Raw genomic sequence first — 14,820 nt, 5'->3', positions numbered from 1 at the left:
TCATAAATGTCAGGAGCGAATGTATTTGGAACAAAAACAACGTCCTCTCGGAAGGCCGCGTCAAAATAAAAATACAAAATCTACAAAAGAAACCATTTTAGAAGTAGCAACCCGCTTATTTCTTACACAAAATTATCAAGTCGTTTCTATGGATGAGGTCGCAAAAGTTTGTGGTGTTACGAAAGCAACTGTCTACTATTACTATTCAACAAAAGCCGATTTATTTACCGCTACTATGATCGAAATGATGGTACGTATACGTGAGAATATGTCTCAAATACTCTCTACAAACAAAACTTTAGAAGAAAGATTATTAGACTTCGCTAAAGTTTACTTACACGCAACGATGGATATTGATATGAAAAATTTTATGAAAGATGCAAAACTGTCGTTATCTGAAGAACAATTGAAACAATTAAAAAATGCTGAAGATAATATGTATGAAGTACTAGAAAAAGCACTCGATAATGCGATGCACATCGGAGAAATTCCGAAAGGAAACGCTAAATTTGCGGCTCATGCTTTCGTATCTTTATTATCTATTGGGAATTTTAAAGATGAAAATCACAATCCTATTCTTGCAAATATAGATGAATTAGCACAAGAAATCGTTTCTTTTTATTGGAACGGATTAGGTCATTCATATTAAACTAATTTGCTTTAATAAAAGAGCATGTTTGAATTTTTTCAAACATGCTTTTTTATCATTTAAGTGTTTTATTTATATACCAACAATTAGACTACACTTTAGCATCCATTATTAAAAAATTATTATCTTTACCTTTTACAAATTTTGAAGTTGAACATTTATATTCTCCTTACTTAATCCCCCATGGTAACAAACTACAGATTCAATATCTAGATTTAAATACTTCTTCAAAGACTGCCGTGCTTCCATAATATTTAAAGTTGTTGGGGCATGAACTCCTCCTAACACTCCATTCACACTATACATCGAGTCTCCAGCGACAAGAATTTTACTTTGTTTCAAATATAAACTAATATGCCCCGGAGTATGCCCTGGAGTATGGAGAATTAGTATTCCACCGCAATACGGAAGTTCTTGCCCGTCAATCACAGTGTCACTCACTTTTCCTTTTGGTCGGTTCTCTATATTTCCATCCTTCAATAAAGGTAAATCCCCCTCGATATATGGCTTATCTAGTCCGTGCGCATAAACTTTAATATTACTTCGACAGCACTGCAACAATTCCGGAAGACTACCTATATGATCAATATCCTGATGCGTCAAAATCACGAATTTTAACTTATCAAATGATACCCCAACCTTTTCCATCTCTACTTGTATATCTTCAATTTGTCCTGGGAAACCCGTATCTATTAATACTGCCATTTCATCATCCCATAAAAGAATTGGATGAATAACAAATTCTTGAAATTCAAGTTGTAACATTTCTATCCCTTTAGCAATCTCCATACAGCCATTCTCCTTTATGTTGAAGTTTGAAAATATGTACGAGTAAACTGAAAATATAAAGTGAAACTTTAATCCGTGGAGCTTTTACTACTCGGCAAATAGCGGGATAAAGCACCTCTATCTTATAATATGTTTTGTCATCCCAATAGAGAATGCTTCAAACCCTATAGATTCATAGTAAGATTGCAATTTTTCTACACACATAAGTTGTGGAATAACCTTGTTTTGTTCACAGTGTTGGATTAATCGTTCCACTATTTCTCTCCCAATACCAATGGACTGATATTTTGGCAATACACCAACTCCACAAATAATGCCTGTTATGACTCTATCTGATATGACACGCCCCATCCCTACTAACCTCTTATCATCAAAAACATAAATTGCATACCAACTTTGCTTACACATTCGTTCTAACTCGTTAACCGTTAATTTAAGAGAATTCCATCCTAAAGATTCGTATAAGGATAATAATCCATTAAAATTTGTAGGATGTTCACTTGTGTAGCGTATACTATTTCCCATGTAAATACTCCCTATTCTCTGGCTTGTTTATATTTCATAAAATTCCCTTTACACAAATCTGATCGATGTAAAAATAACTAGAACAAACTTCAATAAGAAAGATAGAATTCCTTCTCAATATAAAATAAAAAGAAGTTATCTCACTTAAGATAACTTCTTTTTATATAAGACTCTCATTATATTATTAACCAAAAAATATACAACTGCATACGATTAGCACAAACAAAACTAATAAACCATTTGAGAAATAACCCATAGAATACTACCCCTTTATTTCATTATGTAAAAGATTTTATCATAAAATTATTTACAACATAATAACCGAAAAAGACATTGTATTCATTAGTTATATACGTTTAGTAATATTTTATTTTCGGTTATATTCTCGTTCCCTGAAAGTGCTTATCATACTCTTCTACTTCAGTTCATATAAGTTCAAAATATTAAATAATAAGTAAAAAAGACCTCCACCTTACGAGATCTTTTTTACTTATTTTCCAAATACACTAATTGATTCTTCCTCAATTACAAGTAAACAATTAGCATATTACATGATTTAATATCCCAATAGCCAATTCAACTCTATTAATTCGGTTCGATCTTAATATCCCCCTTTTATTCCAAAAACTCAATAATCGTTTCACAGACTTTATCCATCTCCTCGATATCTGGGAAATGTCCACTATTTTCAAATATAACAAGTTTACCATTTTTCAATTGTCTCGTTATTCTATAACTCATTCCTACACCCGTGTTATAGTCATGCGCTCCAACTATGACACACGTATCAATTTCTAAACCTTTAATACGCTCAATAAGCGGTAAAGATGCTTTTGTTCCAAAAATAACTTTGCTCATCTTCCCTGTATTACTTAACTGACCTTCCTCCCAAAGACTCCGATTTAGCTTTGCAAATTCTTCATTTTTAAACAATAGTTGATCTACATTTTCTGTATCAACTATACTCCAAACTTGATTATATTTTTCTTTTAGCGCAATTTTCGACTTACTTATTTTCAATATTTGTTCTTTCATTTCCCCTTTCGTTACTTGTAGAAAACCTTCTATCTGCACAGTATACATATCATTTAAATCATCTAACGATGGTGCTTGTAATACCATTTGTTCAACATTTCTTGGATATTTCAAAGCATACTCTAAACAAATTTGTCCACCAAAAGAATATCCTAACAAATTTATCTTCTCTACATGTAATTGCTTTCTTAATTCCTCTAAATCTTCGACTAGAGTATTGATTGAGTACTCACTGTCATCTTGTGGTGCCTCACTTCGTCCGCAACCTCTTTGTTCGTAATAAACTACAGTCATATTTCCTTCTAACTTCAAACCAAGCGTTCTTTCGAATACATAATGATTACCACCTGGACCACCATGTACTATAATAAGAGGGACTGTATTATGAGCTGTCCCTGCAACTTTACACCAATGCATAATCCCATTGATTTTCAAATAGTGTATACCATCTTGCAACATTAACTGATTCATTTATCCTCTCTCCTCATCGCTCACTTATTACTATCTAAATGTATAAGTTCTGACCATTTACACTTTTCCCCTTTATATTCTTTAGACACTATCCTCATTTATATGAATAGCTTTCTTATTCAAAAATAGATTTTTAAAAATTCCTACTCCCACAATTAATAAACCTATACCAACTAATTTATTTACTTGTAATGGAACACTCTCCATTCCAAATAATCCGAATGTATCAATGCATAACGCAACGACCAATTGAGTAATAAGACTAATTAGCACCGTATATGCTGGGCCTAAGCTCTTTATTGCACCCATTATACAAATAATTAACCCGATACCAAACAGTCCACTTACATAAAACAAATAATTTGTAGTATACACTTTAATGTTAATACTGTTTTCTGTAATGATATAAAATAGAATAGAACTAATGAGACCTATTCCAAGGACACATGTAGTTGTTAACCACTGTCCTACATTTTCATTTACTTTTGCATTAAAAACAGATTGTACGCTAATTAATATTCCTGCTAATATAGCTAAACTAAATCCAATCAAAATCTTCCTCTCCCTTTCATTGCTCATATATATTATCTTTAGCAACTTCCTTCATTCTAGAAAAATCTTTAATTACAATAACTCCATTACTCTTTTCAATTAGTTTTTCATTATAAAATCTTTGTAATACCCGAATTACGTGCCTATAACTTACCCCTATAAAATCTGCAATACTCGTTACTGAAGTTGCATCCAAATCCCCTTTATACATATTCCCGTTACTATCTGTTGAAATTGAAAGCAAATAACTAGCTACACGTACTTCTACAGGATAAAGTAAATTAAGAGCAGTAAAACGAGTCGATATTTTTAACGTGTTGGCAATGTTTTCAAGCAAGAACTTCATAAATATAGGATCATGTAATAACTTGTTTCTAATAACCGTATTAGAAATAGAGATTGCTACAACATCTGAACAAGCCTCAACGACATTATGTGCTTTGCTATTTTGAATTAATTCAATATCACCAACAATGGCCAATGGATTGATAAAGCGAAGGATTAGTTTCTTCCCTTCAGGTGTAATCGTGTAAACTTTTACTTTACCTTTAACAACAAAATATAAACGATCCATTTCGTCATCTATATTGCAAATAAGCTCGCCTTTTTCAAAGTGATTTAATTGAAAATAAGCTGTATCTATTTCTGAAAAAATCTCGAGCGTTTTATTGGTTCTCAAATAATGCGTAATTAAAGCTGATTTATCCTCCATATTCATTTCTCCTTTCATTTACATATTAAATACAACAATACCTATAATCATTACTATTGTTCCCACAATATGATATCTCTCCATCTGTATCTTTTTTATATGAAACAGTCCTTTCATTTCAATAACTGTTGCCGTTAACAATTGAGCAACCATTAGTGTGCCAGCTGTCAATGTAACTCCTAGTGAATATATCGCCATCGTTTCTGCACAAATAATGAATCCGCCAAATGCACCCGCTGCTAAATATACTTTTTTCACACTCTTTAAATCTGTTACTTTCTCTTCTTTCTTTAACAAAAATACAGTTGTTGCAATAATGAATCCAATTAAATGGGTTATAATACTCGTCGACCATATACCGATATGTGAACTAAGTTTCGCATTAAAGGTTCCTTGAAGTGTTATAAATATCCCCGCAAAAACAGCAAATATAATACCTTTCAAAAAATCATCTCCTCATCCTTTATTTCTGACTTAATTAAAAACCATCATCCTATAATCGCAAAAGGACAAATGTCACATCACTATGAAAATAACTTGGAATGAACAAAAAACACACCTCAAAAATGCGAGATGTGTTTATGTTAATTATTCATATATAAAGTTTTATGAATTTAAATTACGCTACATTAAAAGATTTCTTTTTCATAACAAACTTTGCAAATAAGAAACGTACAAGCGGTCCCATAATAATTAATTGTAATGGATATGCCATTATGAAATTTTTAATAAAAATCGAAAAATAAATTGAAACAAATGAATCTCCTTTTAGTCCACCATGTAAATGCATCATAGCCATACCGAAAAATGACATAAAGAACACCATTCCAATTACCATAGTTGTCGCCATTGCAACGATAATATTTATTTTCTTAGATTTATCAAATGGCAACATGAATACAATTTTTTTCGCACAAGGTCCAACTATAAATATTTCAATTAATAGCGCAATAATAAAGCCAATTAATAGTTCTAATGCAATCTCTTTAATATAAATTGATCCTCCTGTTTCATTCATTAGTAAATTGTAAAACGTCATTACGATAACCATTCCAAGGCACATCATCATGCCAAATTGGAGGTTTTCCTTTCTTGTTGTTGGCAAATTTCATCATCCTCTCTCTTTGAGTCTTTGTCATTATATCGACATTGCCCCCCCTTCGTAAGTGAACATTTTGTGAACAAATTTAAAACGTTTTCATGTATTTTCTTTACTTTCAACTCAAATTCTCACTTTTACTTATAAAGGTTTTATATATTTCAATGTTGAATTACTAAATTTAACATTGCATTACATTATTACTAGGAGGATAACCATGAATGAAGCAGAATTTTACGCATATCACATCGTAACAAGGAAAAAAATGCATATCGGACAAATCATTCCTTTTAACAAAAATCAACACAATACTCTATACCATTTCTTTTTTGAAAGAGAACAATTAAATGCTAATGGTGAAGATGGCATACAAATTTTAAATAAACACTATAAAAATAACGAATTACATATAAATAATGAAAATGCTAAAGTAGTTATGAATTATATGGATCAAACAATTAGAGCAGTTAGAGAAACAATTGTAGAAATGGTTAGACTACAAGAATTCCCTGAATACCCTTCCAGATTATCTTGTTTATACGCTGCTAAAAGCTATGAGGATGCTTTGAAATGGAGAGCGCTATTTGATTCTTACAATCGAGAAGTTTTGCAGATTGTTAAACTACGAGTAATCGGAAGTTCTTTTGAAGGTGACGGGAATCTTTTACCGAAAGAAGATGGTATTCCTTTTTCTCAAAAAATCGAACAAGCTAGAGAGTATTGGAAAGGAAATATTAGAAATGAGCTTCCTGAGCTACTGATTAATGGAGAAATTGAAGTGGTGGAAATTATTGATGACTTCTCCTCAATTCATATTTAATTTCTAACTAAATCATATAGGATGGAGATTACAATGAAGAAAAAAGTGTACTTCAATCATGATGGCGGCGTAGATGATTTAATTTCATTATTTTTATTACTTCAAATGGAAAACGTTGAACTTACCGGTGTATCTGTTATCCCAGCAGACTGCTATTTAGAACCCGTAATGTCTGCCAGTCGTAAAATTATCGATCGTTTCGGCAAAGGTAATATTGCCGTAGCCGCTTCAAACTCTCGCGGGCAAAACCCGTTTCCGAAAGACTGGCGGATGCATGCATTTTATGTAGATGCTTTACCAATTTTAAATGAGTCTGGAAAAGTTGTAACACCCGTGGTGGCAAAGCCTGCACATCACCATTTAATAGAAACACTTCTACAAACGGAAGGAAAAACAACTTTATTATTTACCGGGCCCCTAACTGACCTTGCTCGTGCATTATATGAAACTCCCATCATCGAAGATAAAATTGAACGTCTCGTTTGGATGGGTGGTACATTTCTTACAGCAGGCAATGTACATGAACCAGAGCATGATGGAACAGCTGAGTGGAATTCGTTTTGGGACCCTGAAGCAGTGGCTCGTGTATGGGATGCACAAATTAAAATCGACTTAGTGACACTAGAAAGTACAAACCAAGTTCCGTTAACTATAAACATACGTGAACAGTGGGCAAAAGAACGAAAGTATATTGGTATGGATTTCCTTGGTCAATGCTATGCAATGGTTCCCCCTCTCGTTCACTTCTCAACGAACTCTACCTACTATTTATGGGATGTACTAACTACCGCGCTTGTCGGAAACACTAACCTTGCAAAAACTGAAACAATTAATAGTATTGTTCATACATACGGACCAAGCCAAGGACGTACAGAGGAAACTACTAATGGACGACCTGTAAATGTCGTTTACTATGTAAAACACGATGTTTTCTTTGAATATATTACTAAATTAGCTAAAAAAGCTGCTACTTGAAACCTCAATAACACGAAAAAAATTTATTAAGAATGATATACTTTAATTAATATAACATGAGGTGATAAGATGGATTATGAGTTACTAAAAGAACGAATAGAAATTATAACTTCTAGAATTAAATACATAGGTGGTGAAGTTCAAGAAGTTTATATAGATGAACCATCTTCCCTTGAACAAATAATCCAAGTAGAAGAAAAACTGGATATTAAACTACCAAATAGCTTCAAAAAAGTACTTTTAGAGTTCTCAGGAAATTTTAGCTTACGCTGGTTTTTACCTGACGATGTAGAGCTACCAAATGAATTTACTGATATTTTTTGCGGAACACCCCACTGGAGTTTAGAAAGTCTTTCTAAATTCGAAAAAGAACGTAAAGACTTGGTTGACGAGTTTTTTTTAAATTTAGATGATGAATATGATGTAGTTTGGCACAACAAATTAGCATTTTGTGAAGTGGGAAATGGAGATTATTTAGCATTTGATATGAAAGATGATATAGATGCTCCAATAATTTACCTAAGCCACGACGATGGAGAAGGACATGGGTATAAGATTGCGAATAATTTCATTGAATTCATTGAGAATTGGTCAAGAGTAGCTTTTGTAGGATGCGAAGATTGGCAGTGGTTACCTTTCACTACCAGTTTTGAAAGTGGTATAAATCCAGATGATGAACCAGCCAAAAAATTTAGAAATTGCTTGGGACTTAATATTTAAAAGAGTATTGAATTAAATTTCAATACTCTTTTTGTGCAATTTAATTATATTTGATTAATGTAGTGTCTTACAGATTATTCATTTCATAACCATTGACAAAATACGTTATTGTTTCTAACTCATCTTCATTTAATTCTCTATCTAGTTCTTGTTTGTACGCTGCCTTTATCTTCTCTTCATCGCCCTTATGAGCTTCTGTATAAGTTCCTACTGCTTTTAACAAGCGAATCTCTTGTAAAAACTCCTCTCGATTTATCGCTTCCCCATGAGAAAGAATATATGTCTCAGCATCAAATTTTTCTAATTCATCTATTAATGCAAACGTTCTTTTCGTCGTATAGTTCCACTTCGAGGAAAAAATATCTGCATATATACAGTCCCCTAAAAACAATATCTTTTCTTCTTTTATGTACATAACAACTGAATCATGTGCATGATCTCCGCCCACATGTTTTAACACGCATGTCACCTCACCAAGATCTAATTCCATTTGATCCTGGAACGTTAAGGCCGGAGGAATAATGTTAATATTTCTCGCTTTTTCTTCAAACTCTTTCTTGATGCAATCCGCACAAAATTCAATTTCAGTACCCTCTTTTACGCGTGCATCCAACGCTTCATCTGTCCATTCATAAGATACTATTGTCTGCATTTCTTTTTTCGTTTCAGCGTGCGAAATAGTTAATGCATTCCGTAATACAGATAATCCAAAAATATGATCCCAATGCCAATGCGTTAGTGCTACAAAATCAGGATTTGATACATTTTGTTCTTTTAACATTTCTAAAAATAATTGTGCATGTTCTTCTGAATTCCCTGCATCGATCATTAACGTTTTTTCTTTTCCAACAACCATTCCTAATATAGGTCTATCTGTTTCAGAAACAGGTGTCATATACCAAAATGAGTTTCCTATTTTTTTAATTTGTTGCATAACCAATTCCCCTTTTCATTTCCTCACTTAAGTTTAATATATAGATTATAACGAATCACTACTTTTTTCTCTATACTCAAACACAATTACTTGGACTAATCTAACTTTTCTTTTCGTAAGCTAAAAATAAGGGAATAGAATCGGAGTGTGATACTATGGAACGTTTATGGATCCCAATGATTGTAACATTTTTTTCGTTCGGTGGATTGCTATTAGGCGGTGCTGTTGGAGTAGCAACACGCCAACTCATTGAAGAAAAGATGCATCGTTTATACGCATTATGTGGCGGTATTTTGTTTGGGTTATTGTCACTTGAAATTATTCCTGAAACATTTTCAAGCTATGAAATGATTGGACCTATACTTGGTATAGCTATCGGTATTTTAGTTATGGGCTTATTAGATAACTATTGTCACCATCCAATGATACATAAAAAAGATCAACAAGCATGGCAAACCTTTCTTTTTCTCTCTTTCGCTATATTTATTCATAATATACCGAGTGGATTTGCGTTAGGTACAGCTTTTATAAATCATAATGACTCTGCCATTCCCTTTTTAATAGCAATCGTCGTTCACCATATTCCAGAAGGATTAGCTTTAATTATTCCATTTCTTTTTACAAAACATAAATATATTTCCTTTTTATTAACAACTTTATTACTTTCTCTTATTCTCGGTACTGGCACAGTTTTTGGCATTTTGATGGAAGGAAAAGCTCTTCACCTGCAAGGCCTCATTATGGGAAGTGCTATTGGTTCACTTGGATATGTCACAATTCATGAAATGCTTTGGAAAGCTAAGAAACAGCTCTCTTTCCTTACATTTCTAATGTGGGCAACTAGTGGTTTTTTACTAATAACAGTGTTCACTTTATTCGCTGGTCATCATTAAAGTTGCTAAAGTGAAACTTTTGTTCCTCCCACACTGATTCTTGGATTACAAATAACCAGATAAATTTTCTTATTTGTATATTTTTCCTATTTTTCCAAAACATAATGTTATCTACCTATTATAAGGAGGAACAATTATGTTTGGGAAAACAGCCGGTGAAGCATTAGTTGATTTATTAATTGACTGGGGAGTAGAACACATATACGGCATGCCTGGAGATTCCATTAATTCTATCATTGAAGCTTTAAGAAAAAAACAAGATAAAATTAAATTCATTCAAGTTCGCCATGAAGAAGCTGGTGCATTAGCAGCGGCTGCCTATGCGAAATTAACAGGAAAACTTGGCGTTTGTATGGCAATTGCAGGACCTGGTGCTATTCATTTATTAAATGGTTTATATGATGCGAAACTCGATAAAGCCCCTGTTCTAGCAATTTCAGGTCAAGTAGAAACCGATTTACTTGGAACGGACTTTTTCCAAGAAGTAAATTTAGAAAGAATGTTTGATGATGTTGCGGTTTATAACCAGCGTATTATGTCAGCAGAGCAACTACCTGCCGTAGTGAATCAAGCAATTCGAATGGCTTATACGAAAAAAGGTGTATCCGTTCTTACAATTCCAGATGATGTCCCTAAATTCGAAGTAAAAAATGGTGCCCGTGTTACAAATACTTCTTTTACTTTGCCTGAGTTGTTTCCACAAAAAGAAGATTTAGATGCAGCGAAACTCGCAATAAATGAAGCGAAAAGGCCTGTGATTTTAGCTGGAAAAGGAACAAAACATGCGAGAGAATCTTTACTTGCATTGGCAGAACATATTGGTGCTCCAATCGTACTTACATTACCAGCTAAAGGAATTATTCCTGATGAACACCCTCTTTGTATTGGTGGATTAGGATTAATTGGAACGAAACCTTCTTATGAAGCAATGAAGCATGCAGATACTTTAATTATGGTCGGTACTTCTTATCCGTTCACCGGCTTCTTACCTGAAAAAGCAAAAACAATTCATATCGATACAGATCCTGCCCAAATCGGGAAACGTTATGCGACAGATATTGGTTTAGCTGGTGATGCTGATAAAACATTACGATGGTTAATTGAAAATGTTGAAGAACACACAGACCATTCCTTCTTAGAACATCACCAAGAAATGATGAAAAAGTGGGAAGAAAAATTACACGATCAAGAAGAAGACTCTTCCATTCCAATTAAACCACAACGCGTTATGCATGCTCTGCAGCAAGTAGCACATGATGACGCAATTCTATCAGTCGATGTCGGAAATGTAACAGTATGGACCGCAAGACACTTCCGTATGACAAACCAGCAATTTGTCATTTCTAGCTGGCTCGCAACACTTGGTTGCGGTTTACCTGGTGCTCTTGCTGGAAAAATTGCATTCCCGGATAAACAAGTATTTGCAGTTTGTGGTGATGGCGGATTTGGAATGACGATGAATGACTTCGTAACAGCTGTAAAATATAAATTGCCAATCGTTGTCGTCGTATTAAACAATAATAAAATTGCGATGATTAAATTCGAGCAAGAAGTTATGGGTAATATCGAATTCGAAACAGATTTAACGAACCCTGATTTTGCAAAATATGCAGAGGCGTGTGGAGGTATTGGATACCGTGTTGAGAATTTAGATGAACTCCTTCCCGCTTTCGAAAATGCAGTAAAACAAAATAAACCGTGTATTATTGATGTAGTTGTAGATGCTAACGAAGCACCAATGCCAGCAAAAATCACATTTGGTCAAGCCGCTGGTTATACGAAGCATATGATAAAAGAATTATTTGAAGAAGGTAAGATTGATTTACCTCCACTTTAAACGAAAAAAGATAGTTGAAAACAATTTGTCTTCAGCTATCTTTTTTATTTTTGTATCTCTCTATAAAAAGAAAAGTCATTCATAGTTGGTTGTACTTGTTTCTCTACTTGTAATTCTTTACTTTCCCTCTCTAGCTTTCTCACATTTCCTAACTTAATCGCATCTTGCATGCTATTACTAATTAGATTTCCAGCTAAAATTGTCATACTATAAAAAGCAATCGGTATAAGTACAATCCATGTATGAGTAGTTAAATGACGGAAGTTTTGACCAATTAGGCCGGTCCATTCTTTTGTTACACTATCTGCCTCTGTACCAAAGATAATTGTTCCACCAAAAAATAACTCTAACAAGCCAAGATGCAAGAGAAGTAATAAAGTACTCACAAATTGTTGAGCAACAAGTAAAAAAAATGCTGGTAATACGTGTGGCCATACGTGATTTTTCACTCTATGCCATTTACTGCCCCCAAGCACAGTTGCTGCCATCATAAATTCTTCTCTTTTTATCCGACGGACTTCCTGCGCTGTATATAACATAATTGTTGGTACCGCTAAACACGTAAGGATAACCATTTGAAATATTACCCTTAAATGAAACGGCTCTGGTACTGTCCCATTTTCAAACACTAAAACTTCCTTTAACACAAAAAAAGAAATCATAACCATAGGTACAATGCTGAACGGATCAAAAAAAGATGCTATAACTGGAAAAGAACGTTTGCTATACATACCAAGAAGCAAACCAATACCTCCTCCAACTATAACTCGTAGAATCGCTATAATTACGCTCGCACCAACTGTCCATTTCGCTCCTTCTATTATTAGCTGGAAAAGATCGCGTCCTTTCTCATCACTACCGAACCAAAATTTATTCGACGGTGAAAATGGAGCAGCCTCTAGTTCTCCTTTTTCGTTATACATCATCGTAAGTTCACGGATATTCCCATCGAAAAATAAAGTATTTCCAATACTAACAATCATAAGTACGCTTAAAAAAGTAACACCAAACCAAAATCTCACATCTCTTTTTACAACTTGCCACATGCTAAACACGCTCCTTTATTACATTTTGTAAAAACGTATGTAATAAACGAAATAGTATAAAAAGCGGTACGTATAATATAATTAAACTTACTGTAAATATTTCTAATTTCGAATTTTCTTTTACAAAAACAAACATACCGTACGTATTAAATATCCATTCAATAATATATAAATTTGATAACATAAATAAAATATTTGTTTTTGCATAATAGATTGTTGTTAACAAAACATTTCTTGAAATATGATTTGTTAAAATATGTCGTAAACTAAGCCCTTTACTTTTAGCAAATATACTATAATCTTTCTCTAATTCTTCTCTGAAACGTAATAGTAGTAGCTTAATAAATAATAGTGTTGTAGGCAAAGTTAGACATATTATTGGCAATAGGCGAGCCCTTTCCTCCCCAATCCCCGCTAGTTTTACTGGCATAAAGCCTGTCTTTTGAAAGATTATTACGACTAGAAGTTGCGATAATAAAATTATTAAAATATCTGGGATGCTTTCAAGTACAACAAAAATCCCATTCCACATTCGTTGCTTTGATTGAGACCGTTGTAATACCCACACAACGAGAACATACGCAATAAGTAATGACAGTAAAAATGCCGAAATAAATACAAACATTGTCTCTAAATAATGAATCCATATTTGCGGAAATAATTTCCTCGAATCTCGAAATCCATATGTAATTTCCCAAGGTTGGAGTAACTTTCCTCCAATAAACACAATCGTGTTCCAAAAACCAATTAAATCAATTTGTAATCCCTTAAATAATCGAGGGAGCGCACCTAAACAGATTATACATAGAATTGCAGCGAATAATTGTAAACAAGTAATCCCACACCACTTAGCAGTTCGCATCAACATAACTATTACCCCTTTAAAAAAGAATATTCAGAAAAAACAAACATCTTCAACCATACCTTGAATTCGCTTTTTCCCACTTAGTAAAATAGCTTGGAATAAACACGTAACAAAAAATAATCAACCAAACACGATAAATCCCAAAAGTAATTTTTTTAAAGTTTCATTTTGGTATATATACCTAATCCCTTCTTTAAACTCTGTTATTAACATCTTCAAATTAACTTCTTTCCATTTTGTTCTACCATTTGGTAAACGAACTTTTTCTGGAATGGAGATCGTTTGAATCAAAATACCACTCGTAATAAAAGTAAGTGTATTTACTAAAATGCTCCCATAAATTCCAAAAGTCCAGTACACCATCGTTGCAATTCCTACACCAAACAAAGCATACAAACTATTTACCATTTGATTAATACCCGCTGCTGCACCGTATTGGTCTGATTCAACTACTCCCTGTATCATCGATTGTTCTGATGGAGAGAAAAATTGTATACATGCATTTTCCAAAAATAAAAATATAAAGACAAGTATAATCATCCCGTAATAAAGCGAAATTAGGATTCCAATATTACAGAGCGAACAACATATGTTACTTACTGTACATATACGTTGTCTATCAAAACGATTCACTACTGTCCCTACTAATAGAAAAAAGATTAATGCAGGTAATGCAATCATAATTTGTGTCATCGTTGCGTAAACTGGTTGTTTTCCGTATTGATCTAGCAAATAAAACATTAAAGAAATTCCAGCAATCATAGAACCGAGTCGCTCTAAAATATTTGCTAGAAAAAAACGTGCATACACTTTGTTGCGAAATAACTGTAGCATTTCTTTCATACTTCGTATCCTTTCTCTCGACAAAATAGTATTGTTTTAGTCATTTATTGGAAGT

Annotated in this window: 16 protein-coding genes and 1 pseudogene; 6 read left to right on the top strand and 11 right to left on the bottom strand. The window is 33.3% G+C overall.

What is annotated here, in order from left to right:
• The first annotated feature begins 25 nt into the window (after window positions 1-25).
• Entirely contained in the window at window positions 26-649 is a 624-nt protein-coding gene (locus ACTFP3_RS08155) for a TetR/AcrR family transcriptional regulator (protein WP_000436025.1), read from the top strand.
• 135 nt (window positions 650-784) lie between these two features.
• On the opposite strand, the gene ACTFP3_RS08150 is transcribed toward ACTFP3_RS08155, so the two are convergent.
• The 7 genes from ACTFP3_RS08150 to ACTFP3_RS08120 all read right to left on the bottom strand — a co-directional run bounded on the left by ACTFP3_RS08150 (window position 785) and on the right by ACTFP3_RS08120 (window position 5,838).
• Window positions 785-1,438: an MBL fold metallo-hydrolase gene (locus tag ACTFP3_RS08150; protein WP_006918619.1), complete on the bottom strand. Its 654-nt coding sequence runs from the start codon at window positions 1,436-1,438 to the stop codon at window positions 785-787.
• Window positions 1,439-1,555: 117 nt separating this feature from the next.
• The gene (locus tag ACTFP3_RS08145; protein ID WP_006918618.1) at window positions 1,556-1,963 is read right to left on the bottom strand and encodes a GNAT family N-acetyltransferase; all 408 of its coding nucleotides are present in this window, start codon (window positions 1,961-1,963) and stop codon (window positions 1,556-1,558) included.
• A gap of 615 nt (window positions 1,964-2,578) precedes the next feature.
• A complete protein-coding gene (locus ACTFP3_RS08140) occupies window positions 2,579-3,469 on the bottom strand; it encodes an alpha/beta fold hydrolase (protein ID WP_440009943.1) in 891 nt (296 codons plus the stop codon).
• 81 nt (window positions 3,470-3,550) lie between these two features.
• A complete protein-coding gene (locus ACTFP3_RS08135; protein WP_000579025.1) occupies window positions 3,551-4,021 on the bottom strand; it encodes a DMT family transporter in 471 nt (156 codons plus the stop codon).
• A gap of 16 nt (window positions 4,022-4,037) precedes the next feature.
• Complete coding sequence (locus ACTFP3_RS08130) at window positions 4,038-4,733, bottom strand: Crp/Fnr family transcriptional regulator (RefSeq protein WP_006918616.1); 696 nt, start codon at window positions 4,731-4,733, stop codon at window positions 4,038-4,040.
• 18 nt (window positions 4,734-4,751) lie between these two features.
• The gene (locus ACTFP3_RS08125) at window positions 4,752-5,177 is read right to left on the bottom strand and encodes a DMT family transporter (RefSeq protein WP_006918615.1); all 426 of its coding nucleotides are present in this window, start codon (window positions 5,175-5,177) and stop codon (window positions 4,752-4,754) included.
• 175 nt (window positions 5,178-5,352) lie between these two features.
• The gene (locus ACTFP3_RS08120) at window positions 5,353-5,838 is read right to left on the bottom strand and encodes a DUF2798 domain-containing protein (RefSeq protein WP_016122471.1); all 486 of its coding nucleotides are present in this window, start codon (window positions 5,836-5,838) and stop codon (window positions 5,353-5,355) included.
• 211 nt (window positions 5,839-6,049) lie between these two features.
• On the opposite strand from ACTFP3_RS08120, the gene ACTFP3_RS08115 reads away from it, so the two are divergent.
• The 3 genes from ACTFP3_RS08115 to ACTFP3_RS08105 all read left to right on the top strand — a co-directional run bounded on the left by ACTFP3_RS08115 (window position 6,050) and on the right by ACTFP3_RS08105 (window position 8,347).
• Complete coding sequence (locus tag ACTFP3_RS08115; RefSeq protein ID WP_001001045.1) at window positions 6,050-6,652, top strand: DUF2441 domain-containing protein; 603 nt, start codon at window positions 6,050-6,052, stop codon at window positions 6,650-6,652.
• 21 nt (window positions 6,653-6,673) lie between these two features.
• The gene (locus tag ACTFP3_RS08110; RefSeq protein ID WP_440009938.1) at window positions 6,674-7,627 is read left to right on the top strand and encodes a nucleoside hydrolase; all 954 of its coding nucleotides are present in this window, start codon (window positions 6,674-6,676) and stop codon (window positions 7,625-7,627) included.
• Window positions 7,628-7,696: 69 nt separating this feature from the next.
• Window positions 7,697-8,347 (top strand): SMI1/KNR4 family protein, encoded by a 651-nt coding sequence (locus ACTFP3_RS08105; protein ID WP_440009936.1) that lies wholly within the window; start codon window positions 7,697-7,699, stop codon window positions 8,345-8,347.
• A 67-nt stretch (window positions 8,348-8,414) separates the two neighbouring features.
• On the opposite strand, the gene ACTFP3_RS08100 is transcribed toward ACTFP3_RS08105, so the two are convergent.
• Window positions 8,415-9,281 carry an MBL fold metallo-hydrolase gene (locus ACTFP3_RS08100; RefSeq protein WP_001184097.1) on the bottom strand — a complete coding sequence of 289 codons (867 nt, stop codon included), beginning with the start codon at window positions 9,279-9,281 and terminating at the stop codon, window positions 8,415-8,417.
• Window positions 9,282-9,436: 155 nt separating this feature from the next.
• Here ACTFP3_RS08100 and ACTFP3_RS08095 point away from each other — a divergent pair, with 155 nt between their 5' ends.
• Window positions 9,437-10,174: a ZIP family metal transporter gene (locus tag ACTFP3_RS08095; RefSeq protein WP_000440615.1), complete on the top strand. Its 738-nt coding sequence runs from the start codon at window positions 9,437-9,439 to the stop codon at window positions 10,172-10,174.
• 136 nt (window positions 10,175-10,310) lie between these two features.
• Window positions 10,311-12,011, top strand: a complete 1,701-nt coding sequence (locus ACTFP3_RS08090; RefSeq protein ID WP_166694979.1) for a pyruvate oxidase — start codon at window positions 10,311-10,313, stop codon at window positions 12,009-12,011.
• A gap of 44 nt (window positions 12,012-12,055) precedes the next feature.
• Here ACTFP3_RS08090 and ACTFP3_RS08085 read toward each other — a convergent pair whose 3' ends face one another.
• The 3 genes and pseudogenes from ACTFP3_RS08085 to ACTFP3_RS08075 form a co-directional block, all read right to left on the bottom strand.
• A complete protein-coding gene (locus ACTFP3_RS08085; protein ID WP_440009932.1) occupies window positions 12,056-13,057 on the bottom strand; it encodes an ABC transporter permease subunit in 1,002 nt (333 codons plus the stop codon).
• A 1-nt stretch (window position 13,058) separates the two neighbouring features.
• Window positions 13,059-13,925 carry an ABC transporter permease subunit gene (locus ACTFP3_RS08080; RefSeq protein WP_000929104.1) on the bottom strand — a complete coding sequence of 289 codons (867 nt, stop codon included), beginning with the start codon at window positions 13,923-13,925 and terminating at the stop codon, window positions 13,059-13,061.
• Window positions 13,926-14,045: 120 nt separating this feature from the next.
• Window positions 14,046-14,774, bottom strand: a pseudogene (locus ACTFP3_RS08075) (MFS transporter); the annotation flags it as partial.
• Window positions 14,775-14,820: the final 46 nt, after the last annotated feature.

It is taken from the genome of Bacillus cereus group sp. MYBK5-2 (assembly GCF_051915685.1).
Lineage (GTDB): Bacteria > Bacillota > Bacilli > Bacillales > Bacillaceae_G > Bacillus_A > Bacillus_A cereus.
Note: the sequence above shows the minus strand (reverse complement) of the source record. Positions and strands in the feature narration are given on the sequence as shown.